23 protein-coding genes are annotated in these 23,073 nt (G+C 33.6%); 20 read left to right on the top strand and 3 right to left on the bottom strand.

Annotated features, from left to right (window positions below; genetic code table 11):
- Positions 1-4 precede the first annotated feature (4 nt).
- From asnS to scpB, 6 genes are all read left to right on the top strand, one after another.
- Positions 5-1,390, top strand: coding sequence for an asparagine--tRNA ligase (asnS, locus tag H8909_RS08005; RefSeq protein WP_129980849.1), 1,386 nt, complete (start codon positions 5-7; stop codon positions 1,388-1,390).
- Positions 1,391-1,432: 42 nt separating this feature from the next.
- Positions 1,433-2,860, top strand: a complete 1,428-nt coding sequence (locus H8909_RS08000) for a metallophosphoesterase family protein (RefSeq protein ID WP_202985930.1) — start codon at positions 1,433-1,435, stop codon at positions 2,858-2,860.
- On the top strand, positions 2,857-4,236 hold the full coding sequence (locus tag H8909_RS07995; RefSeq protein WP_187012452.1) for an NAD(P)-dependent oxidoreductase: 1,380 nt from the start codon (positions 2,857-2,859) through the stop codon (positions 4,234-4,236). The genes H8909_RS08000 and H8909_RS07995 overlap by 4 nt, the downstream gene beginning before the upstream one ends.
- 118 nt (positions 4,237-4,354) lie before the next feature.
- On the top strand, positions 4,355-5,158 hold the full coding sequence (locus H8909_RS07990; protein ID WP_117459225.1) for a folate family ECF transporter S component: 804 nt from the start codon (positions 4,355-4,357) through the stop codon (positions 5,156-5,158).
- A gap of 10 nt (positions 5,159-5,168) precedes the next feature.
- Positions 5,169-5,906, top strand: coding sequence for a segregation and condensation protein A (locus H8909_RS07985; RefSeq protein WP_022424251.1), 738 nt, complete (start codon positions 5,169-5,171; stop codon positions 5,904-5,906).
- Positions 5,893-6,483: an SMC-Scp complex subunit ScpB gene (gene scpB / locus H8909_RS07980; RefSeq protein WP_006506915.1), complete on the top strand. Its 591-nt coding sequence runs from the start codon at positions 5,893-5,895 to the stop codon at positions 6,481-6,483. The genes H8909_RS07985 and scpB overlap by 14 nt, the downstream gene beginning before the upstream one ends.
- Before the next feature lie 13 nt (positions 6,484-6,496).
- On the opposite strand, the gene H8909_RS07975 is transcribed toward scpB, so the two are convergent.
- A complete protein-coding gene (locus H8909_RS07975; protein ID WP_117460269.1) occupies positions 6,497-6,859 on the bottom strand; it encodes a hypothetical protein in 363 nt (120 codons plus the stop codon).
- A 113-nt stretch (positions 6,860-6,972) separates the two neighbouring features.
- Between H8909_RS07975 and H8909_RS07970 the strand changes: the two genes are divergently transcribed.
- Both H8909_RS07970 and H8909_RS07965 read left to right on the top strand, forming a co-directional pair.
- On the top strand, positions 6,973-7,527 hold the full coding sequence (locus H8909_RS07970; RefSeq protein WP_022424253.1) for a DUF5662 family protein: 555 nt from the start codon (positions 6,973-6,975) through the stop codon (positions 7,525-7,527).
- A 31-nt stretch (positions 7,528-7,558) separates the two neighbouring features.
- The gene (locus H8909_RS07965) at positions 7,559-8,302 is read left to right on the top strand and encodes a pseudouridine synthase (protein ID WP_202985929.1); all 744 of its coding nucleotides are present in this window, start codon (positions 7,559-7,561) and stop codon (positions 8,300-8,302) included.
- A 29-nt stretch (positions 8,303-8,331) separates the two neighbouring features.
- Here H8909_RS07965 and H8909_RS07960 read toward each other — a convergent pair whose 3' ends face one another.
- Positions 8,332-8,508 (bottom strand): ferredoxin, encoded by a 177-nt coding sequence (locus H8909_RS07960; RefSeq protein ID WP_022424255.1) that lies wholly within the window; start codon positions 8,506-8,508, stop codon positions 8,332-8,334.
- A 117-nt stretch (positions 8,509-8,625) separates the two neighbouring features.
- Here H8909_RS07960 and H8909_RS07955 point away from each other — a divergent pair, with 117 nt between their 5' ends.
- The 4 genes from H8909_RS07955 to H8909_RS07940 all read left to right on the top strand — a co-directional run bounded on the left by H8909_RS07955 (position 8,626) and on the right by H8909_RS07940 (position 12,799).
- Positions 8,626-9,243, top strand: a complete 618-nt coding sequence (locus H8909_RS07955) for a hypothetical protein (RefSeq protein WP_117460263.1) — start codon at positions 8,626-8,628, stop codon at positions 9,241-9,243.
- A gap of 12 nt (positions 9,244-9,255) precedes the next feature.
- Positions 9,256-9,918, top strand: a complete 663-nt coding sequence (cmk, locus tag H8909_RS07950; protein WP_022424257.1) for a (d)CMP kinase — start codon at positions 9,256-9,258, stop codon at positions 9,916-9,918.
- Between the two features lie 11 nt (positions 9,919-9,929).
- A complete protein-coding gene (gene der, locus H8909_RS07945) occupies positions 9,930-11,237 on the top strand; it encodes a ribosome biogenesis GTPase Der (RefSeq protein WP_117459621.1) in 1,308 nt (435 codons plus the stop codon).
- A 167-nt stretch (positions 11,238-11,404) separates the two neighbouring features.
- Positions 11,405-12,799 (top strand): L,D-transpeptidase family protein, encoded by a 1,395-nt coding sequence (locus H8909_RS07940; protein WP_187012451.1) that lies wholly within the window; start codon positions 11,405-11,407, stop codon positions 12,797-12,799.
- A gap of 132 nt (positions 12,800-12,931) precedes the next feature.
- On the opposite strand, the gene ptsP is transcribed toward H8909_RS07940, so the two are convergent.
- The gene (gene ptsP, locus H8909_RS07935) at positions 12,932-14,653 is read right to left on the bottom strand and encodes a phosphoenolpyruvate--protein phosphotransferase (RefSeq protein ID WP_187012450.1); all 1,722 of its coding nucleotides are present in this window, start codon (positions 14,651-14,653) and stop codon (positions 12,932-12,934) included.
- A gap of 366 nt (positions 14,654-15,019) precedes the next feature.
- On the opposite strand from ptsP, the gene nagB reads away from it, so the two are divergent.
- From nagB to H8909_RS07890, 8 genes are all read left to right on the top strand, one after another.
- Entirely contained in the window at positions 15,020-15,751 is a 732-nt protein-coding gene (gene nagB, locus H8909_RS07930; protein ID WP_022424885.1) for a glucosamine-6-phosphate deaminase, read from the top strand.
- A gap of 55 nt (positions 15,752-15,806) precedes the next feature.
- Positions 15,807-17,003, top strand: coding sequence for a deoxyguanosinetriphosphate triphosphohydrolase family protein (locus H8909_RS07925; RefSeq protein WP_187012449.1), 1,197 nt, complete (start codon positions 15,807-15,809; stop codon positions 17,001-17,003).
- 12 nt (positions 17,004-17,015) lie between these two features.
- Entirely contained in the window at positions 17,016-17,954 is a 939-nt protein-coding gene (gene metA, locus H8909_RS07920; protein ID WP_187012448.1) for a homoserine O-acetyltransferase MetA, read from the top strand.
- A 41-nt stretch (positions 17,955-17,995) separates the two neighbouring features.
- On the top strand, positions 17,996-19,015 hold the full coding sequence (locus H8909_RS07915) for a YdcF family protein (protein ID WP_187012447.1): 1,020 nt from the start codon (positions 17,996-17,998) through the stop codon (positions 19,013-19,015).
- Between the two features lie 6 nt (positions 19,016-19,021).
- Positions 19,022-19,507 carry a hypothetical protein gene (locus H8909_RS07910; protein ID WP_187012446.1) on the top strand — a complete coding sequence of 162 codons (486 nt, stop codon included), beginning with the start codon at positions 19,022-19,024 and terminating at the stop codon, positions 19,505-19,507.
- Positions 19,508-19,577: 70 nt separating this feature from the next.
- The gene (locus H8909_RS07905) at positions 19,578-20,231 is read left to right on the top strand and encodes a M15 family metallopeptidase (RefSeq protein WP_187012445.1); all 654 of its coding nucleotides are present in this window, start codon (positions 19,578-19,580) and stop codon (positions 20,229-20,231) included.
- A 48-nt stretch (positions 20,232-20,279) separates the two neighbouring features.
- Complete coding sequence (locus H8909_RS13310) at positions 20,280-21,317, top strand: NUDIX domain-containing protein (RefSeq protein ID WP_202985928.1); 1,038 nt, start codon at positions 20,280-20,282, stop codon at positions 21,315-21,317.
- Between the two features lie 118 nt (positions 21,318-21,435).
- Complete coding sequence (locus H8909_RS07890; protein ID WP_187012444.1) at positions 21,436-22,905, top strand: glycoside hydrolase family 1 protein; 1,470 nt, start codon at positions 21,436-21,438, stop codon at positions 22,903-22,905.
- Positions 22,906-23,073 lie beyond the last annotated feature (168 nt).

Raw genomic sequence — 23,073 nt, 5'->3', positions numbered from 1 at the left:
AAGGATGTTTGAATTTATGACAGTAAGAGAACTTTATGAAATCTGTCGTGCAGATAACGCTGTAGAAACAGATAACGTAGAGTATGTAGAATTAGAAGGATGGGTAAGAACAAATAGAGATAGTGGTAAACTAGGATTCATCGCATTAAATGATGGTTCTTATTTTAGAAACTGCCAGGTTGTTTACTTAAAAGAAAAATTAAAGAACTTTGATGAAGTTTCACATATCTCAACTGGTTCAGCTATTCATGTATTAGGTAAATTAAAATTAACACCTGATGCAAAACAGCCATTTGAAGTAGAAGCCACTGAAATTATTCTTGAAGGTGACTGTGATAGTGATTATCCATTACAGAAGAAGAGACATTCTTTTGAATTTATGAGAGAAATCCCTCATTTAAGACCAAGAGCAAACTCATTCTATGCTATCTTCAGATTAAGATCTGTATTATCTATGGCTATTCATGAGTTCTTCCAGGATCAGGGATTCGTATATGTACATACACCAATCATTACATCTAATGATGGTGAAGGTGCTGGAGAAATGTTTAGAGTCACAACTATTGATGATACTGATTTCTCTAAGGATTTCTTTGAAAAAGAAGCATACTTAACAGTAACAGGACAGTTACATGTAGAAGCATTCGCTATGGCATTTAGAGATGTATATACTTTTGGTCCTGCATTCAGAGCTGAAAACTCAAATACATCAAGACACGCCAGTGAATTCTGGATGGTAGAACCAGAAATCGCATTTGCGGATCTTGAAGATGATATGTGTTTAATTGAAGAAATGGTTAAATATTGTATTCAGTACTGCTTAGATAATGCTCCAGAAGAAATGAAATTCTTTGAACAGATGGTTGACCATGATTGTATCAACCGTATCACAAAGGTTAGAGATTCTCACTTTGCACGTATGACTTATACAGAAGCTATTGATCATCTATTAAAAGCTGATGTGAAGTTTGACAACAAGGTTGAATGGGGTATTGATTTAAATGCTGAACATGAACGTTATATCTGTGAAGAAGTTGTAGGTGGTCCTGTATTCTTAACAGATTATCCAAAAGAAATCAAAGCGTTCTATATGCGTTTAAATGATGACAACAAGACAGTTGCAGCATGTGACTTATTAGTACCAGGCATCGGTGAATTAGTTGGTGGTTCACAGAGAGAAGAACGTTATGATGTTCTTGAAAAGCTTATGGATGAAAAGGGCATGAACAAAGAAACACTACAGTGGTATATGGATTTACGCCGCTTTGGTGGATGTAAGCATGCTGGATTCGGTTTAGGTTTTGACCGTTTCTTAATGTATTTAACTGGTATGGCTAACATCAGAGATGTAGAACCATTCCCACGTACACCACGTAACTTAAAATTCTAAAAGACCACATACGTGGTCTTTTTTCTTAAAGGAAGTACTATTATGGATGAATTTAGTGGCATTAATGCTTTTTTTAATATGATTTATCATCATGACCGTGCTTTTTCTCGTGCTTTATTGGATTACCAATCTTTTAATGATTATCGACAGTGGTTAAGAAATCATCACATAGAATTTAAAGAACTTGATATGATTGATGAGTATTCATTCAGTATGATTCGTCCTGGTATGACAATCAAGGACGTATCCATGCTGACACATACTAATTTACAAGAAGGCTTACAACGTATCCGTTCTTTCCTTAAAGACAAGATTTTCTTATTTCTTATTCCTGGTATTAATAAAGAAATTAAAGACTATACTTTTACAGGAGTGGACTATATCTTTACAATAAGCAAACCTTTTAAGCAGGAAGATTTGTCTTTCTTAGATCCATTTCCTGGACTACTCGAAGCTTTATTTTATGCAGATGAATGGCCTGGAGGACTCATATTTAATTCTAAACATGCAGCCTTTTACCCATTACATAGTATTTCCCAGGCAAAGGCATTACAAAAGAGAATCGATGAGAAGACAATGTTTAATAAAGAAGGTCATTCTTCATTTATTTATCAGTTATCTGATTTACATCTAGGCCCTAAAAAGAAGCTGAAAGCAGTCTCTAATTTACTAGATTCATTAGATGAATGTGATCAATATGCACAGAGTTCTCATCAAAAGCAGGTCTTTATTACAGGAGATCTTATGAACTCTCCTAATACAAAGAATATGTATCAGGCCAATAGCTTTATGACAATGATTAGGAAGAGATATAAGGCAGATATCAGCTTTGTGTTAGGTAACCATGATATGATAGTAAAAGGCCTGAGTATTGGTGGAAGACAACGTACAAAAGTCATAGCCTATTTACTAGGTGAAAAGATCAAGGTTATAGAAAAAGATAAGATTGTACTTGTAAAGATAGATTCTAATGCTGGTGGTAACTTAGCTAGAGGAATGATCACAAGAAGACAATTAGACCAAATAGACTCAGAACTTGCAGGTATAGAAAATCTAGAAGATTATACGATTGTGGTCTTACTACACCATCATGTATTTAAAGTCTCTAAGTCAGACTTCTTAAAAATACAATGGCGTGAAAAATCTATATTTGGAACTATATTGGATAAATCTAAAGCACTTGTAGATGCTAATATGTTTGCCACATGGCTTCAACAGCGTCATATCAAATATGTGCTTCATGGTCATAAGCATGTGCCTTATTTCATGAATAAAAAAGGTACATACTATATCTCAGCAGGAAGTGCAACAGGCGGTTTAAAAGAAAGTGAAAGTCATTACTATTCTTATAATGTATTGCGTTATGATTATATGGATAAGAAGATGAAAACATGTCTGATCTTCTATGATGATAAAAAGAAATCAGAAAGGCAACGTGTTGAAGTATATTTAATGGAGGAAGATGAATGAAATTAGTTGATAAAATGAAAGATGAACGCTTAGGGATTGCGATTTTATATAATTTCTCTAAGGGATATGAAAAATCTGTTCCTATGGAACTTTATGATATTGTGTTACCTTTTATCTATCATGATGCATTTAGAAAAGAAATTTTAAAGCATGAGACATTAAAAGATGTTATTGAAGCATCAATTGAAGCAGATCCACATTTTAAAGAAGTGATATTAGAAGCCGTTAATGATGATGAAGGCATTACTTCTAAAGCATTAGGTATGGCTATGATGGGTGGAATGCTCACATATGAGATGATTGATGGAAAAGTTTGTGGGAAATTACATGAAGCTGAAGTTTTAGACTTTAATGAATGTATTATTTTTGGTAAGATGATGCAGGACCATACAAAAGAAGAAATTCTTGATTTATTACATCAGGAACTTCGTATTGTCTTCTTGCAGGTAGAAACACTTGGAAAAGATGTGGATACACATATCTTTGATGATCTTGGAAGAGTGACTTATCATGAAAATGTAGACCAGTTAGATGTCATTTCTCTTTGTAAGGATGCAGATATTGTTATTACAAATAAGAATCTGTTTAGAAAAGTAGAAATTGACCGCTGTCCATATCTTAAGATGATTGCTGTTACAGCCACTGGTACAAACAACATAGATTTAGATTATGCAAAAGAAAAAGGAATCCGAGTAGCTAACGTAAAAGGATATTCTACTGAAGCTGTTGCCCAGCTTACTCTTGCATTATGTCTAGAACTTATTGAACATACATCACGCTATGATAGTTATGTAAAATCACAGCAATATGAAAAAGATAAGGTCTTCTCATTCTTTGGTTACTCGTTTCATGAATTATCTACTATGACTTGGGGAATTGTTGGTCTAGGCGCAATCGGTCAGCGCGTTGCACGTATTGCGGAAGCATTAGGATGTCAGGTGCAGTATTATTCTACAACTGGACATCATCAGGATGAACACTTCAAGCAGGTGGATTTTGATACATTACTTAAAACAAGTGACATTATTTCTATTCATTCACCTCTTACAAAAGAGACAGAACATTTATTTGATGCAGAAGCTTTCAAGAAGATGAAAGATACAGCTTATCTCATTAATGTAGGACGTGGTCCTATTATCGATGAAGAAGCATTAAGTGATGCATTAAATAATAACCTTATTGCTGGAGCAGGTTTAGATGTATTTGAAAAAGAACCACTTCCTTCAACAAGCCCTTTATATAGTGTTGATCCTCAAAAGGTCGTTTTCACACCACATGTTGCATGGGGTTCAGTAGAAGCAAGACATCGTTTGATTCTTGAAGTACGTGAAAACATTATCGCTTTTATTAAAGGCGAGGACCGTAATAACTGTTAAAAAAGAAAAGGAGGAGCCTATAAGAAGGCAAGTGTACGGTCAGAGATGATCGGAATTAACGTCTGTGGACTAGCGATAGGTTGAAACAGAAACATTTGTTTATTGTAGCATTTAAAAAATGATTCAAATTATTATTGTATGTATTTTAGTATTACTTGGTATTTACTGTTTTAAATTTTACCCATTAGAAAGAAGAAATACCAAAAAGCTCGCATTTAGTGCTTTAATTATTATCATCACATTGATTTTGAAGAGACTTACTATTATGGTACCGTTATTTGGTGCTGAAAGCTTAAAGATTGGTTTTGAATATATTCCTGTTATGTTAGCAGGTGTTATTCTTTCACCTAGTTATGCTTATCTCATTGGTTTAATTACTGATTTACTTGGTTTAGTGATATCCCCAACAGGATTCCCATTCTTTGGATTTACACTCAATCAGGTACTGATTGGTTTAATCCCATCATTGATTGCTGTAAAAGTAAAGAATGTAGATGGAAAACGATTCAGTAAGATTGTATGTCTCATGATTGCATTATTTGGTGGAGCAGGATCGCTTTTTGTTGCTTTACAAAAAACAATCTCTATCGGTAAAGTCATTTATACATTAACATTTTTACAAAAAGGTGTTATGATTGGGCTCTGCCTTATTGCCTCTATAGGTTTTATCTTGTTCATGTTGAAACGCACAAAGAATATGAAAGACAATGATGTGTCATTATTTGGTACTTGGCTATTAAGTGTTATTCTAGTAGAACTAGCAATTACATTCTGTTTAACACCTTTCTGGCTACAGATTATGTATGGCATTCCATTTGTGGTATCTGTAAGTATTCGTGTGATTAAGGCATGCTTTATTATTCCATTAGAAATCATTATTGGATTCCCATTATTGAAACAGATGGATAAATTATATAAATAGGAGTAAAGATATGGAATACCAGGTCACTGTAGACCAGTTTACTGGGCCGCTTGATCTTTTGCTTCATCTAATAAAAGAACATGACATGGATCTTCTTGATCTTGATGTAGCGGCTGTATGTGACCAGTATCTCGCTTATATTCAAACAATGGATCCTTCACTCTTAGAAGCTGTCTCTGAATATTTAGTTATGGCAGCCTGGCTTATTGAAATGAAAAGTAAACTATTACTTCCTAAGCCAGAAATAGATGAAGAAGATGATTACGAAGCAGAAAGAAAAAGAATGATTGAAAGACTGATTGAAAAGAACCGTATTAACGGTATCTTAGAAGCATTTGAAGCTTCTTATGACAAACGTCAGACAATGCATTCTAAAATACCTTCAGCACTTGAAGAATATCTTCCTAGTGGTGAGGAAACTATTCCTGAGGGAATGGAAGTATATGATCTCATCAAGGCAATGCAGAGAGTGATGCAAAGACGTGCATTACTCCAGCCCCTTGAATCAAAGATTGCACGTGTAGAAATATCTATTGATGAAAGAACTGAACAGATCAGAAGCTATTTCTTACGTCATAAAGATAAAACTGTTGATTTTGAAGACTTGTTTGATGAAGGAGATCGCTATTTTGCGATAGTAACATTCCTTTCTATTCTTGTCTTAGTAAAAAACAGTGAATTATTGATTACTCAGAGTGGTAATTTTGAAAAGATTTATTTGAAAGGAACAAGCTATGGACAAGAATGAGTATTTATCAGTCATAGAAGGTATGCTTTATATCTATGGTGATGAAGGTGTTACAATTAAAGATGTTGCGGAAGCATTAGAAATCACTAAGAAAGAAGCATATGAATTGATGGATGAATTACTCTCTCTCTATGCTTCTAAAACAGTTAAGGGTGTAGATATATGTGATTTTGGTGGTACTTATAAGATGGTCACATTGCCTCAGCATGATGTCTATTATAAAAAGATGATGACTACAAGTGGTAGAAAACTATCTAAATCAGCTTTAGAAACATTAGCTATTGTGGCTTATTATCAGCCTGTTACTAGAATTCGTATTGAAGAAATACGTGGTGTAGGCTGTGAATCAATGATTCGTAAGCTTTTAGCACAAGCCCTTATTAAAGAAGTAGGACGTGATGATTCACCAGGTAAACCAGTCTTATATGGTGTTACTGATGAATTCATGGATGCTTTTAATTTAAAGAGCTTAGATGAATTACCAGAACTTAAAGAAATTGAATCTGAATTTGATGAAGAAGATATCTTCAATACAAAATATCAGGAAAAGGTAGAAGAAAAGCCAGAAACGAATTAGTTTCTGACTTTTTTTATGATTTACATTCTTTTAATAGTTTTAAACGACGTTTATAATATTCAATCTTTTCTTTAACCTGTTTCTTTACAGCTACAGAAGTTGATTCTGCAAGAGAAATGGTACCAAGCATGATCAAGAGTGTCACGATTGGCATTCCAAATAAGAATAACTTAGAATGACTAATAAAGAAAAGGATACCTAATACGACAATACTTATTAATGCATATCTTAATGTACGCATACCTAAGCAATAGCTATATATTTCTGCTCTCACATTATTGTAGGAATTCTCTAAGAAAGTAATGACCTCCTCACAGCTTTCTACATCAAGTGAAGCATCATCAATATTTGTTTCTATTTCAATGTGAAATGCCATAGTTCTACCTCCAATTCTCTACCATTATAACATTGAATTATAAAAAGAAAAGACATATACTTAAGAATGATTTTGTGTTATAGTGGTAGACACACAGAAATGAGGAAAATACAGTGCATATATGGGGACATTTTAAAACAATCACAAAACATAAGATATTAGTAGGAAAGCTATGCTTTAAAGTACATTTATATAAGCAGGGCTTATTACATGACTTATCTAAATATACTCCTACTGAATTTATTACAGGAATCAAGTATTATAAGGGTACTTATTCTCCTAATAGTGCTGAAAGAAATGAGAAAGGCTACTCAACAGCCTGGCTTCATCATAAAGGCCGTAATAAACATCATTGGGAATATTGGGTGGATTTTACTAGAAAAGGGCAGGTACCTGCTAAAATGCCTTATAATTATGTACTAGAGATGTTCTGTGATAGAGTTGCAGCAAGTAAGATATATGAAGGAAAGAATTATACAGATGCCTTTCCTCTACAATACTATGAATCAGGACAATATTCATATATATTACATCCTGAAACACGTGCCTTACTTCGTTTCATGCTTGTCTATTTAAAAGATCATGGACTTGATGATACAATCAAGATGATTAATAGACATCATGATTATGATGAATATTTTGTTGAATTTAAGGACGATTTCATGTAGATTAGTTAATGAAAAAGAAAGGGTGAAAGCAATGGAAGAAAGATTACAAAAAGTCATTGCACAGAGTGGTTATACTTCACGTCGTAAAGCAGAAGAACTCATTCAGCAGGGTAAAGTCACTGTGAATGGTGAAGTGGTAACAGTGCTTGGTACTAAGGTCACTAAGAAAGATACAATCTGTGTCAATGGAAAAATTATTAATAAAGAAGATAAAGTTTATTATTTATTCTATAAACCAGAAAAATGCGTATGTACTATGAGTGATGAACATGATCGTACATGTGTAGCAGATTATTTTAGTGATAGTAATGAAAGAGTTTATCCAGTAGGAAGACTTGACTATGATACAACAGGTGCTTTATTTATGACAAATGATGGTGAATTTGCGAACCTTATTATGCATCCATCTAGCCATTTAGAAAAGGTGTATGAAGTATCTGTTAAGGGATTACTTACTAAGGCTGAAAAGAACCAGCTAGAAAGAGGAATCTATCTAGAAGGTGTTAAAACATTACCTTGTGAAATTGCGATTACTGGAAATGATGAAGAACATGGTACAACTATGTTGATGATCCGTTTGGTAGAAGGTAAGAACAGACAGATCAAGAAGATGTTTGAAGAAGTAGGACATCCTGTTAAGCGTTTAAGAAGAATTATGATTGGTCCAATCGACTTAAAGGGATTAACTCCTGGTACTTATCGTCGTTTAAAGCCTAAAGAAGTCAATGTACTACGTACTATGGCTTTAAAAAAGAAGAACGCAAACAAAAAATAAAAGAGGATGCATCGCATCCTCTTGCTTTATTATTCAGCTTCAATTACGCCAACTGGGCAGCCATCGATAGCATCCTGAACAGCTGGATCTTCAGTTTCTTCAACGATTACTTTTGCTAATCCTTCGTCATCTAATTCGAAAACGTCTGGACAGATTCCTGTGCAAGCACCGCAACCTAAGCAGCCTTCATTAACTTTAACTTTCATTTACATATCCTCCTTATTTCATATACATCTATTATAACGGATTGTGAGGTTTTTTGAAAGTTATTTTCTTAATTTTATAGGTATGCTATAATAGATACGATCAGGTGGTGAAATTATATGTCAGAACAGACAAGAATGTCTAAGTATAAAGATTTACGTAACAATATTGATGATACGAGTTATGTACCTCGCGAAGAGGATGATAGTGATGATGATTTCTTATCATTTATTCCAAAATCAAATCATCATGAAAGTCTAGAACCAAAGACATACGAGACACTCAAATATGAAAGCAATCCATTTGAATCATTACATGAAGAATGTGATAGTGTGGCTAGAACACGTACTGATACACGTCTTGATATTTTGAATGCAATGAAAGAGGATGCTTCTTCACAGGATACTATCTGTGATTATCATACGTCTGAGTTAAGAAGAGGACATGCAGTAAAGGGCGGTAGTTTGATGGATAAGCTTGCTGCAATGTCACCTGAAGAAGATGTTGAAGCTTTTAGAAAGTATAGTGAAGAAATACCACACCGTGAACCAGTAAAAACTGAACCAGTAGTAAGAACTACAACGCACGCTGAGCATGAGAGAAGACATGCACAAAAAAGAGCACCATTACCAGAAAAACAAGAAGATTCTAAACTTACAAAGATCTTAAATGGTGTTGTAGGATTACTTGTTGTTGCGGTGATTGTATTTATTATTATGACTTTTCTGAATATTTAGGGGGATTTTAGAATGAAGAAAATTGCTATTGCGATTGATGGACCTGCAGCTGCAGGTAAGTCTACGATTGCTAAAAGAGTTGCAAATAATCTAGGTTATACTTATATTGATACAGGCGCAATGTATCGTTGTGTGGCATATTATGCACTTGTTAAAGGCGTTGATTTTCATGATGAAAATGCTGTCTGTCGTTTATTGCCAGAAATCAAGATTAAATTGATGCCTGATAACACTGTCTATTTAAATGATCGTGATGTAACTGCAGATATTCGTGTCAATGAAATTAGTGCAGGTGCATCTATTGTTTCTGCTTATTCTAAGGTAAGAACATATTTAGTAGCACAACAAAGAGAAATGGCCAAAGAAGGTGGCGTTATTCTTGATGGTAGAGATATTGGAACTGTCGTATTACCAAATGCAGAATTAAAAATTTACCAGGTAGCATCTATTGAATGTCGTGCTTTACGTCGTCATAATGAAAACTTAAGTCGTGGATTGAATTCTGATCTTGATGAAATCAAGAAGGAAGTGGCTGCGCGTGATGAAGCAGATATGACACGTGAGATTTCTCCATTGAAGAAAGCAGATGATGCGATTGAAATTGATACTTCAGATATGACTATTGACGAAGTTGTTGCTCATATTATGAATTTAGTTGAAGAAAAGACTCAATAAGGAGGCGAAATATGAAAAAAGGTATTGTTGCGATTGTAGGTCGTGCAAATGTAGGGAAGTCTACATTATTTAACCGTATTATTGGTGAACGTGTTTCTATTGTAGAAGACGTACCAGGTGTTACAAGAGACCGTATTTATGCGAAAGCAAGCTGGCTTACAAAAGAATTTAGAATTATTGATACCGGTGGTATTGAATTAAAGAATGCTGATTTTAGAGAACAGATCAAGACTCAGGCTGAGATTGCGATTGAAGAAGCTGATGTTATTATCTTTGTAGTTAATGGACGTGAAGGTTTAACAAGTGAAGATAACTTTGTTGCAAGAATGCTTCAGAAGTCGGGTAAACCTGTACTTTTAGCTGTGAATAAGATTGATGATGTCGCGTTTAGAGACAATATTTATGATTTCTATAGCTTAGGTATTGGTGAACCAATTCCTGTATCTAGTGCTCATGGTATTGGTGTAGGGGATCTTCTTGATGAAGTCATTAGAGTACTTCCAGATGAAGAAGATGAATTTGAAGAAGATGAAATCAAGGTGTCTATTATTGGTAGACCAAATGTAGGTAAATCTTCTTTGACTAATGCAATCCTAGGTGAAGACCGTGTTATTGTTTCTAATATTGAAGGAACAACAAGAGATGCCATTGATACAGCATTTGAAAAAGATGGTTACAAATATAGAATCATCGATACAGCAGGCATGCGTAAAAAAGGTAAAGTTTATGAGAATATTGAAAAATATTCAGTACTACGTGCTTTAAAGGCTGTAGAACAGAGTGATGTCATTCTTTGTGTTGTCGATGGTGAAAGAGGTATTATTGAACAGGATAAGCATGTAGCAGGTTATGCACATGAATTAGGTAAATCTGTTGTTTTAGTTGTTAATAAATGGGATGCTGTTACTAAAGATGAAAAGACAATGGCTAAGATGGAAAAGACTTTAAGAGAACAGTTCAAGTATCTTGACTATGCACGTATTGCCTTTGTTAGTGCTTTAAAGAAACAGCGTATTAATACATTATTTGATTTAATTGTAGAAGCTTATATGAATGCTCATAAACGTGTGACTACAAGTGTATTGAATGATGTTATTGTAGATGCTCAGGCAATGAACCCTACAACTACATTTGAAGGTGGAAGACTTAAGATTTACTATGCCAACCAGGTTGCAGTACAGCCACCAACATTTGTATTATTTGTAAATGATCCTAAGTTCATGCATTTCTCATATAAGCGTTATCTAGAAAACTGCTTAAGAGATCGTTTTGGATTTGAAGGAACTCCAATCCATATTATTTGTAGAAAAAGAGACTAAACTGACCATAAAAGGTCAGTTTTTTTGCGCTTGCTTATCTTTGATATGCAACAATAAAGTAATAAACATATCCTAACCTCATTGATATATATATTATAATATAAATAATTTTTAAAATATTAACTAAAAATTAATAGGTTAATTGAGGTTTAAGGGGTGCTTATTTAATGATTAAGTTAAAAAAGAAAAGTATTATAGCTATTATGTATATCATTGTAGTGGTTCTTTTAGGTGGTATAGGTATCCATACTCTTACAAGAGTTCCTAAGTTTGTCTTAAAGGATAATAAAACGCTTAAATTAGAATATGGTAAGAAGTTTCCTTATGATGCAATGGAATTATTAGATACTAAAGACATGGATGTGAAAGATCAAAAGAAATTAGTAAAGGGATTAAAGGTTAAATCTAATTTTAAATATGAAGAAGGCAAGAATTATTTTGCGATTGGTGATTATAAGATTACAATGACCTTTAATAAGAAAAAACTTATTAAAAAGGTAAAGGTTGTTGATACGACTGCACCAGAAGTCAATACTGATTATGCAAGTATTGATATTGTGAAAGGAACAGATTTAAGTAAATTTGATTTTAATGCGCTTGGTTTATTCAATTCTTCAGATTTATCACCTGTAGAACTAAGTTATGATTTTAGTGCTATTGATGCAAATAAAAAGGGGACTTATACATTAAAGGTGAATGTGAAGGATAGTTCAGGTAATACAACTACAAAAGAATTACCGGTAAATATCACTCCTGTAGCTAATTCAAATCAAGAACTTGTGACTGAGACAATCACTAATGAAGAAGGTAAAAAGATCATTCGTAATACCTTAAAAGACAAAGAAGTGCCTCAAGAGAAGGCAAAAGCAGAGACAAAAACTGAAACACATTCTAATAATGCGTCTCAAGCTAAAAAACAGGTTTCTTATTCAAATAACCATTCTGTATCATCTCAATCACCATCTGTAAGTCAAAGTTTTGTCGCTAATATATCTATATCAAAACATACAACTCAAGCTATTACAGTAGTGGGAAATGGTGGCAGTTCTGCAACTTTGACAGTACATACGAAACACAATGGTGTTTGGACAGAAACACTTAGCTGCAGTGCGAGAGTAGGTAGCAGAGGAATTACAGGAAGTAAACGTGAAGGCGATAAAAAGACACCAGGAGGTGTTTATAGCTTTGGACATGCCTTTGGTATAGCAGGTAATCCCGGTATTTCTAGAAGTTATCTTCAAGTCAACAACAACCACTATTGGGTGGATGACAGCAATAGCTCTTACTACAATAAATTAGTTGATGCTAGCCAGACAGGTATCCAATGGAGCAGTGCTGAACACTTAGTAGATTATCAAGAAGCTTATAGATATGCTATTGCGATTAACTATAATACATCTTGTACTCCGGGAGCTGGTAGTGGTATTTTCTTACATTGTTCTACTGGCAGGGCAACAAATTGCTTTATCAGTGTCTCTCAAGGGGATATGATTCGTATATTAAAAATGCTTCAAGTAGATGCATTGATTGGTATATATCAGAACAAAAACAGCTTATATTAGTTTTTATATGGTATAGGAAAATTAAAATATTTAACTAATATCACAATACTTGCCACCTCTATAAAGAGGTGGTTTTTTGTATGCACAAAAAAAAGAGATGAACAAATGTTCATCTCTCAAGTATTGTGTTTTTTATCCTTCAATACCAGTTTCAGCTTTAACTAATTCAACAACTTCTTCCATTGTAGAAAGTTCAGTAGTTGCCTTTTCAGCTACCTTCTTAGATTCTTCATAAGATAATTCTCTGATACGTTTTCTCTGAGCAAGAATTGAAGTTGCAGACATTGAGAATTCGTCAAGTCCTAAACCAAGTAGTAATGGTGCAGCAAGAGCTTCGCCTGCCATTTCACCACACATACCAGTCCATTTACCTTCTCTATGAGAAGCATCAATTGTGTTCTTAACTAATCTTAAGATTGATGGGTTGAATGGCTGATATAAGTAGTTGATTGTAGATGACATACGGTCAGCAGCGAAAGTGTACTGGATTAAGTCGTTTGTACCGATTGAGAAGAAATCTACAACCTTAGCGAACTGATCAGCAAGAACAGCAGCAGCTGGGATTTCAATCATGATACCAACTTCGATTGAATCAGAAACTTTAACACCTTCAGCAACTAACTTAGCTTTTTCATCTAATAAGATTCCCTTAGCCTTCTTGAATTCTTCAACAGTTGCAATCATAGGGAACATGATCTTAAGATCACCATAAACTGAAGCACGAAGTAATGCTCTTAACTGAGTTCTGAATACTTCTTCTCTCTGGAAGCAAAGACGAATAGCACGAACACCTAAGAATGGGTTCATTTCTTCAGGAACTGGAAGAGCCTTTAACTTCTTATCTCCACCGATATCCATTGTTCTAACAACAACTGGACCATTTACATTTTCAAGTACTGTCTTATAAGCTTCATACTGTGAATCTTCTGTTGGAAGTTCATCTGATTCCATATATAAGAATTCAGTTCTGAATAAACCAACACCTTCAGCACCATTCTGCTTAATAGCTTCGATATCATTTGGAGAACCGATGTTAGCTACTAATAATACCTTATGACCATCAGTAGATACTGATTCAGCAGTCTTTAATGTCTTAAGTTCTGCTTTGTAGTCTTCGAATTCTTTTCTTTTAGCTTCATAAGTTGAAACTGTTTCTTCATCAGGGTTAACAAATACATCACCTGTTAAACCATCAAGAACAACCATGTCACCATCATTGACAGTTTCAGTAATAACGTTAGTTGCTACAACTGCTGGGATTTCCATAGATCTAGCTAGGATAGCAGAGTGAGAAGTTCTACCACCGATATCAGTGATGAAACCACGAACTAAGTTCTTATTTAACTGAGCTGTATCAGAAGGAGTTAAATCATGAGCGATGATTACAACTTCTTCATCAATTAAAGCAGGGTTAGGTAAAGACTTACCTAATAAGTTAGCTTTTAAACGAGTAGTTACATCTCTAACGTCAGCTGCTCTTTCTTTGAAATATGCATCATCCATAGATGAGAACATAGTAATGAATAAATTAGCTACATCTTCTAATGCTGCTGGAGCACATAACTTTTCATCATTGATCTTAGCTTCAACCTGTGACTGAAGTTCTGGATCTTCAAGAATCTGAGCATGAGCATCAAATACTGCTGCTTCTTCTTCAGATAAGTTTTTAGTAGCTGCTTCCTTAATTGCAGCGATTTCAAGTTTAACGGCTGCAACGCTCTTGTTATATAAAGCAATTTCAGCTTCAGTGTCTTCAACTGTAGTACGTGTTACAGTTAAATCTGGCATATCTAATTTATATGCTTTAGCAATGGCATAACCACTAGATGCCGCAATACCTTTTACATTTGTCATTTTTGACCTACCTCCATATACTCCATATTTTACAATAAAAGGGGTACAAAATAAAGGAAAGAAGCTCTTTCATATATATTTTTTTGACAAATTTACACAATTTTGAGGGTACAAATTAACTTAAATCTTTCTATATATACCTACAAATGTTGAAAGAAGCCAATTAGGTTCATTTTTTCACTTTTTCAATAGAGAAAAATAGATGTATTCTAGTTGCCAGATCACTCTTTGACTACTGTTTCGTCATCAGATAATTTATACCAATATATTTTTAAATAAGCAAAGAAAATTTCATATTATGAAAATATTGCTTTACAAATAGGAATAACAAGTATAATATAGAAGTGTAAACAGGAGGATAATAATATGAAAGTTATTGTTACTAAAGATTATGAAGAAGCAAGTCAGAAAGCAGCAGAAATCATGCTTGACGTTATTAAAAATAAACCAAACGCAAACCTTGGCCTAGCTACTGGTTCTACACCAATCCGTCTTTATGAATTAATGAGAGAAGATCATAAAGCTAACGGAACAAGCTACAAAGATATCAAATCATTCAACCTTGATGAATATTATGGTTTAGCACAGGATCATCCACAGAGCTATTACTATTTCATGTGCCACCAGTTATTCAATGAATTAGATATCGATAAGAATAATATCAATGTTCCTAAAGGTAAGGGATCTATCGAAGAAGTATGTGATGAATACAATGCATTATTAGCTAAAAATCCAAGAGATATTCAGTTATTAGGGATAGGTTCTAATGGACATGTTGGTTTCAATGAACCAGGTACATCATTTGATTCAGTGACTCACTACATTGCATTAAAGCAGAGCACAATCGAAGACAACGCTAAATTATTCTTCAATGGTGATTTAAGCGCTGTTCCTACTCATGCAATCACTATGGGTATTTCTAATATCATGGAAGCTAAGAAGGTATTATTAATTGCAACTGGTGAAAGAAAAGCTAAAGCAGTTAAAGGCTTAGTTGAAGGACCAGTAACAGAAGATCTACCAGCTTCTATTCTTCAGAAACATGAAGATGCTATTATTATTGTTGATGAAGCAGCTGCATCATTATTATCTAAATAAACTCTTAAGGCGCTTAGGCGCTTTTTTTGTGCTATAATTTTTTCGAGGTGATTTCATGAAGGCAATGAATAAAGACAATCCTAAATACAATGACTGCATAGAAAGAGCATCACAGTTATATGAAAGAAAAGGTGATTTTAGAACACCTTTTATGAGAGATTATAATCGTATTATATTTACTACAGCCTATAGACGTTTAAAACATAAGACACAGGTCTTTTTTGCACCTGATAATGATCATATATGTACACGTGCTGAGCATGTGAACCTCGTAGAATCTATCAGTTATACAATTGCTTATCAACTAGGACTGAATACTGAACTTACACGTGCTATTAGTGCAGGACATGATTTAGGACATGCCCCTTTTGGTCATGGTGGAGAAAAGATTCTTTCTTCTTTGTCTATAAAACATGGATTAGAACCTTTCTGGCATGAAAAGAATAGCCTTCACTTAATAGATGATTTATGTTTATTAGAGGATGATCAACATATTGAACATAATCTTGATCTGACCTATGCAGTAAGAGATGGCATTATTGCTCATTGTGGTGAAGTGAATCAAAGAAGAATTAAACCTAGAGATGAAAAAATCGATTTAAAAGCCTTTAAATCACCAGGACTTTATCAGCCTTATACTCTAGAAGGATGTGTCGTAAAAATCAGTGATAAGATAGCTTATCTTGCAAGAGATATAGAGGATGCATGGAACTTACATATACTTAATGAAGAAGATATGAAAAGCTTAATAGAAGAAATTAATACAGTTGTTCCAGGTTTATTTAAAGCAATTAATAATGGAACAGTGGTCAATTACTTTATTCAAGATGTGATTCATAATAGTACAAAAGACTATATTGGATTGTCTAATGAAGCTTTTGAAATTATGAAGATATTTATGAAGTTTAATTATCAAAAGATCTATGAAATAAAGAAGGTTAAGATTCATACACAATATGTGCAATTGATTCTAGAGAGTCTCTTTTCTTTCTTATATGAGTATGGACATCATGACAATTTTGTTTTAGACTTAAAAAAAGATGCAGAACGTTATCCACTCATTATTAATCATTATCTTAAATGGTTAACACGCTATAGTACTCTACTCCATGATGAACGTTATCAAAATCATATAGTCTATGACTTTGAGAATGATTCACTTGCTTTAGAAAAGAGTATTATTGATTATTTATCAGGGATGACAGATCATTTTATTATTGATGCATTTGATGAATTACTTGCATATAGATAGGGGGAAGTTTTTATGCCAATTAATATTCCAGATGATTTACCAGCATATAAGGTCTTAACTGATGAAAACATCTTTGTTATGAACCAGACACGTGCGACTACACAGCGTATTAGACCTTTAAAAATTTTAATTGTGAATATCATGCCTTTAAAGATTACAACAGAAACGCAATTATTAAGATTATTATCTAATACACCATTACAGCTTGAAGTAGAACTTATTCATATGTCTACACATGATTCTAAGAATGTTCCTAAGGAACATTTACTTACTTTCTATAAGACATTTAAAGATATTAAAGAGAATTCTTATGATGGTATGATTATTACAGGTGCTCCTGTAGAACAGATGCCTTTTGAAGAAGTAGACTATTGGAATGAACTATGTGAAATCCTTGAATGGGCCAAGACACATGTCTTTAGTTCTTTCTTTATCTGCTGGGCTTCACAGGCTGCTTTACATTATTATTATGGTATTGATAAGTACTTATTGAAGCATAAATTAACTGGTGTATATCGTCATCATACTAATCAAAGAAAGATGAGAAGAAAGATTTTAAGAGGTTTTGATTATCAGTTCTATGCACCACATTCACGTTATACAACTGTTTTAAAGGAAGATGTTGCAAGTAATTCTAACTTAGATATACTTGCAGAAAGTGATGATGCAGGTGTCTATTTAGTGGCTTCTAAGGATGGTTCTCAGTTCTTTGTGACAGGACATCCTGAATATGATCCAGATACATTAGATAAAGAATATAAGCGTGACAAAGAGAAACCAGGTGTTATTGCAGAACTACCTAAAAACTATTATCTTGATGATGATCCATCTCAGGAAATACAAGTAAAATGGCGTTCACATGCCTATCTCTTATTCTCTAACTGGTTGAACTATTATGTTTACCAGGAAACACCATATGATTTAAGTGATCTTCATGAACGTAAGAAATAAGCCATCTTTCTAGGTGGCTTTTTACATTAGGAGGTGATTTTATGTTAATTATTCCACTCATTATATTATTGATTTTGTATTTCATGTATTGTTTATTGATGCGTTATGAATCACGTACCTTATGGAGCGGTGTGGGGTTCTTTGGACTTTCCATGATGACTATTATTACAGCATTCTTCTATGCGTTCTACTATTCTGAAACATTAACTCATTATCCACTTATTATGGATATAGGGGTTCTATTAGCCGCTACTGCAGTACTGGTTATCCTATTTTTTCCACTTGCAACTATTATTATGTTCTTTGTAGAAGGAATTAAAGTCATTAAACATGAAGGATTGAAATTGACTAATCTTCTTTCTTTAGGATTTGCGATAGGATTATTTCTTTATCTATTTATAGGACCAATCTTTTTTAAGTCTTCTAATAAAATAATGACAGCTCTCTATGCAATCATATCATTTACGGTTTTCTATTTCTTATCCGTTCTTGCTAGCTATTGCCTTTCTGCTTTCCTAAATACATTCCACTTATTCAAAAAAAGGAAACTGGATTATATAATAGTATTAGGAGCAGGCATCAAAGGAGAACAGGTGACTCCATTACTCGCAAGTAGAATTGATAAGGGAATAGAAATCTTAAAAAAGAATCCCAAAGCCTTACTCATCATGTCTGGAGGACAAGGTAAGGGAGAAGATATTCCTGAAGGAGAAGCCATGGCTCGTTATGCCATCAATAAAGGGATTGATGAGAGTAAGATACTCATTGAAAACAAATCTACGAATACAAAAGAAAATCTCCTATTCTCATCAAAGCTTATGACTAAAGAATCTCCACGAGTTGGACTTGTTACTACGTCCTATCATGTTTTCAGAGCCTTGATTCTTGCAAAAGACTTAGGAATTAGATGTATTGGCTTTGGTTCAGTCACTAAATGGTATTTTACATTAAATGCTTTGATTAGAGAATTCATGGGCTACTTAAGCATGGCAAGGAAGAAGCATAGTATTGTGATTATTCTCTACAGTATATTTATTATTATTTTTTCAATTGTGAGGTAAATGATTATGGGTGCATTAAGTGTATTTTTTCTAATGGGTATATTGTCCACGTTATTTCTTATCTTTGTATCTCTATTCATAGGTATACTCTGTACTTATGTAGTAGGTTATCTTTTTGAAGGATTCCTTGTCTCTTCATTATTAGATACTAAAACCTATCGTGGCTGGATTCCTTTCTATAATAAATATTTACTAGGAAATATCACAGGAGATCATGTGCTCGGCATTATATCTTCTATTTGTGCATTTCCTGTATTAATCATTGGATATGTTTTATTTGTGATGGACGAATTAAACTATCTTTTATTTGTTGTGTTTCTAGTAATATTAATTATTGGTTTTATTGTCGATCATATTATTGCTTATCACTTCTTATCTAAAAGATGTAAATATGCATCATGGCTTATTGTATTAAGTGTTTTCTCTTGTGGATTCCTTCGTCCTATTATCTTGTTTATCACGAAAAATTATAATCAAGTAAGTAAATCTTAATATTTTTGTAAGGAATTTGAGATGTTTCTTTTCAATATTTCACGATATAACTATTGTGAGGTGAAAAGAAATGCGATTATTCAAGAAATGTCTTTTAGTTCTAGGAATTCTATTACTCATATTATCAGGATATATTATATTTCGTTCAGATACTTTTATAGATGATGCTTCTACAAATCATGGCTGGAATCTTATGCTTGTGAATCATACAAATAGAATACCAGATAACTATAAGGTGATTCTTACAAAGCTAGATAATGGAAAAGAAGTAGATTCACGTATTGCGCCTGAATTATCACAAATGTTTAGAGCTGCAAGAAAAGATGATATTTATATGCAGGTGAATGAAGGATATCGATCATCTCATTCGCAACAGAAAATCTTAGATAATCGTACGAATTATTACAAGAGTAAAGGGTTATGTACGCTTCTTGCAAGAAGATATGCATTAAATTATGTGTCAGTCCCAGGTACAAGTGAACATCAATTAGGGCTTGCAGTGGATATAGTAGGGGATAACCGTTATACAACCAATCAGTCTGCTTATAGATGGTTAGAAAAAAATGCATACAAATATGGTTTTGTGAAACGTTATCCTAAGAGTAAAACTTCTATAACACATATTAAGCATGAACCATGGCATTATCGTTATGTAGGTAAGAAAGCTGCCTTAAAGATGCATCAAAAGAATCTATGTTTAGAAGAGTATGTCGAGAGTCTATAATGGACTCTCTTTTATTTGTGGTATACACTAATAATTGGAGGTATTTATATGGATTATATTAAATTACTTGTTGAAGACATTCATTCTGTCACAATGGCAACTATCAATAATGAAGGAAAACCAATCACAAGAATCATAGATCTCATGTTGTATGATGAAGAAGGTATCTATTTCTTGACTGCAAGAGGAAAGAGTTTCTATCAGGAACTGATGGACCAGAAGTATATTTCCTTAACAGGACTCAAAGGAAAAGTATCTTTTAGCTTAAGCGGTAAGATTAAGAATATTGGGTCTCATAAACTTGATGAGATCTTCTTAAAGAATACTTATATGCAGTCTATCTATCCAGAAGATACAAGAAAGGCATTGGATGTCTTTTGTTTATATGAAGCATCTGGTGAATATTTTGATATCAGTGACCCAGCACATATCAAAAGAGTACCTATTACTATTAATAGTAAGGAACATGCTGCTTATTATACCATTACTGATCAATGCATTCACTGTGGCAAATGTGAGACTATTTGTCCTCAACGTTGTATTCATAATGAAGTAATAGATGTCTCACAATGTCTTCATTGTGGGGCCTGTTTAGAGATATGCCCAGTACAGGCAATTGAGTTTAAAGGTGTAAAGAAACGTCGTAAGGAAGATGTCTGCTTGATGAATATGTGTATGATTGAAGATCATGAAGGCCATGTTTTAATACAGAATAAAGTCAATGATTCTTATACTGGTATTACTTTCCCTGGTGGTCATGTAGAAAAAGAAGAAATATTCAAAGATGCTATGATTAGAGAAGTGAAAGAAGAAACAGGTCTTACAATTAAAAATCCATATTTATGTGGTTTATATCATTGGTATAAGCATTCTATTCATAATATTATTCTAGTCTATAAGGCAAGTGAGTATGAAGGAACGCTTCATTCAAGTGATGAAGGAGAGGTTTATTGGATTGACGAAGAAGATTTTCTTAAACAGCCACTTGCAACAGGTATGGAGTATGTATGGGACATAGTTCATAAGCAACATCAAGAGTGTATTATGTCTAATATGGGAGAACATAAAAGAGGGGATTTATTCTAAATAATAACTTTTGATAATTTTCATTTGGTGTAAATCGTTTTCATTTGGTGAAAATAAATTATAATGATTTTTATTGTGTATATAATACATACAGAAAAGATGAACGGAGGTAAAGGAAATGAGTTTTCCAAAAGGATTTTTATGGGGTGGCGCAGTTGCTGCCAATCAGTGTGAAGGTGCTTATTTAGAAGATGGTAAAGGTTTATCAGTACCAGATATGTTACTTGGTGGAGATGTAAATACTCCAAGAACATTCTTACCAAAGACTGATAAGACTGCTTTCTATCCAAGCCATGAAGCAATTGATTTCTATCATCATTATGCTGAAGATATTGCTTTATTTGCAGAAATGGGATGGAATGTATTCAGATTATCAATCAACTGGGGTAGAATTTTCCCTAATGGTGATGATGAAACACCTAATGAAGAAGGTTTAGCTTTCTATGACAAGGTATTTGACGAATGTAAGAAACACAATATTGAACCTTTAGTTACATTATGTCATTATGAAATTCCTTGGAACATTGTAACTAAATACAATGGTTTCTCTGATAGAAGAGTGATTGATATGTTTGTTAAGTATGCAACTACTTGTATGAAGCGTTATAAGGATAAGGTTAAATACTGGTTAACATTCAACGAAATCAATATCGCATGTATGGGTGAAGGTGGATTAGGTGACCTTTATGGTTTAGGTATCATGGATCCAGAAGATGTAAACTCTGATGAACGTATTCCACTAAACAAATTAAAATCTAACCCTCAGAAAACATTTGAAGCATTACATAATCAGTTTGTTGCAAGTGCATTAGTTGTAACAGAAGGTCATAAGATCAATCCTGATTTCATGATTGGTAACATGATTGCTCATACAACTTTATATCCATTAACACCAAATCCAAAAGATATTCTTGCAGCATTTAATGAAGATAACTTTAAGAATAACTTCTGTGGTGATGTACAGGTTCGTGGTGAATATCCAACATATATGTTCAGATATTTCAAGGATCATGGCATTGATACTTCATTTATTACTGAAGAAGATAAGAAGATTATTAAAGAAGGTGTTATTGACTTCTATACATTCTCTTACTATATGTCTAACTGTGTAACAGTTGATGAAAATGCTGAAAAGACAAATGGTAACCTTGCAACAGGTGCTAAGAACCCTTATTTAAAGGCTTCTGACTGGGGATGGCAGATTGACCCTGATGGATTAAGATATACATTAAATATCCTACATGACCGTTATCCTCATACACCATTAATGGTTGTAGAAAATGGTTTTGGAGCATTCGATAAGGTAGAAGAAGATGGTTCTGTACATGATACTTATAGAATTGATTACTTCAGAGATCATATTAAAGCAATGGATGAAGCTATCGAAGATGGTGTACCACTAATCGGTTATACAACTTGGGGACCAATCGACTTAGTATCTGCAGGTACTGGACAGTATGCGAAACGTTATGGTTTCATCTATGTAGATAGACATGATGATGGAACTGGGGACTTCTCTAGAAGCAAGAAAGATTCATTCTACTGGTATAAGAAAGTCTGCGAATCTAACGGTGCTGATTTAGACTAATACAAAAAGACGTAACTCATATATTGATATGATGACCTCCCAGTAGACGGTGCAAATAATTAAAAGCACTGTTTGCTGAGGAGGTTTTCTTATGGGAAGAAAAAGTAAGTTTTCAAAAGAACAAAAAATTGAAATATGTAGAAGATACTTAGATGGCAGTGAATCAGT

The sequence above is a fragment of the Catenibacterium faecis genome (assembly GCF_014306455.1).
Lineage (GTDB): Bacteria > Bacillota_I > Bacilli_A > Erysipelotrichales > Coprobacillaceae > Catenibacterium > Catenibacterium mitsuoka_A.
The sequence above is the reverse complement of the archived record's forward strand: the minus strand, read 5'-3'. Positions and strand labels throughout refer to the sequence as shown.